We start from the raw sequence: 1,669 nt of genomic DNA, 5'->3' as shown, positions 1-1,669 counted from the left end.
ATTGAGTAGACCTCTCAAAACTGAACAAAGTATAAAACAACCAGTGTAGTCTCCGTAATATTCCTTAGAAAGGAGGTGATCCAGCCGCACCTTCCGATACGGCTACCTTGTTACGACTTCACCCCAATCATCTATCCCACCTTAGGCGGCTGGCTCCAAAAGGTTACCTCACCGACTTCGGGTGTTACAAACTCTCGTGGTGTGACGGGCGGTGTGTACAAGGCCCGGGAACGTATTCACCGCGGCGTGCTGATCCGCGATTACTAGCGATTCCGGCTTCATGTAGGCGAGTTGCAGCCTACAATCCGAACTGAGAGAAGCTTTAAGAGATTAGCTTAGCCTCGCGACTTCGCGACTCGTTGTACTTCCCATTGTAGCACGTGTGTAGCCCAGGTCATAAGGGGCATGATGATTTGACGTCATCCCCACCTTCCTCCGGTTTGTCACCGGCAGTCTTGCTAGAGTGCCCAACTAAATGATGGCAACTAACAATAAGGGTTGCGCTCGTTGCGGGACTTAACCCAACATCTCACGACACGAGCTGACGACAACCATGCACCACCTGTCACTTTGCCCCCGAAGGGGAAGCTCTATCTCTAGAGTGGTCAAAGGATGTCAAGACCTGGTAAGGTTCTTCGCGTTGCTTCGAATTAAACCACATGCTCCACCGCTTGTGCGGGCCCCCGTCAATTCCTTTGAGTTTCAACCTTGCGGTCGTACTCCCCAGGCGGAGTGCTTAATGCGTTAGCTGCAGCACTGAAGGGCGGAAACCCTCCAACACTTAGCACTCATCGTTTACGGCGTGGACTACCAGGGTATCTAATCCTGTTTGCTCCCCACGCTTTCGAGCCTCAGCGTCAGTTACAGACCAGAGAGCCGCCTTCGCCACTGGTGTTCCTCCATATATCTACGCATTTCACCGCTACACATGGAATTCCACTCTCCTCTTCTGCACTCAAGTCTCCCAGTTTCCAATGACCCTCCCCGGTTGAGCCGGGGGCTTTCACATCAGACTTAAGAAACCGCCTGCGCTCGCTTTACGCCCAATAAATCCGGACAACGCTTGCCACCTACGTATTACCGCGGCTGCTGGCACGTAGTTAGCCGTGGCTTTCTGGTTAGATACCGTCAAGGGATGAACAGTTACTCTCATCCTTGTTCTTCTCTAACAACAGAGTTTTACGATCCGAAAACCTTCTTCACTCACGCGGCGTTGCTCGGTCAGACTTTCGTCCATTGCCGAAGATTCCCTACTGCTGCCTCCCGTAGGAGTTTGGGCCGTGTCTCAGTCCCAATGTGGCCGATCACCCTCTCAGGTCGGCTATGCATCGTGGCCTTGGTGAGCCGTTACCTCACCAACTAGCTAATGCACCGCGGGTCCATCCATCAGCGACACCCGAAAGCGCCTTTCAAATCAAAACCATGCGGTTTCGATTGTTATACGGTATTAGCACCTGTTTCCAAGTGTTATCCCCTTCTGATGGGCAGGTTACCCACGTGTTACTCACCCGTTCGCCACTCTTCTTTTTCCGGTGGAGCAAGCTCCGGTGGAAAAAGAAGCGTACGACTTGCATGTATTAGGCACGCCGCCAGCGTTCGTCCTGAGCCAGGATCAAACTCTCATAATAAAAGTTAGAACAATCTTGCGATTGTTAAGCTCAATTTGTTT

The 1,669-nt window shown here is 51.9% G+C and carries 1 rRNA gene; it reads right to left on the bottom strand.

The features are described 5' to 3' along the window. Positions 1-68: 68 nt before the first annotated feature. A 16S ribosomal RNA gene (locus FGQ66_RS14730) occupies positions 69-1,628 on the bottom strand. Between the last annotated feature and the right edge of the window lie 41 nt (positions 1,629-1,669).

Origin of the sequence: Enterococcus sp. BSD2780061688st2 D3 (assembly GCF_005844145.1) — a bacterium.
Lineage (GTDB): Bacteria > Bacillota > Bacilli > Lactobacillales > Enterococcaceae > Enterococcus_B > Enterococcus_B durans.
This window is presented reverse-complemented; position numbering and strand designations above follow the sequence as displayed.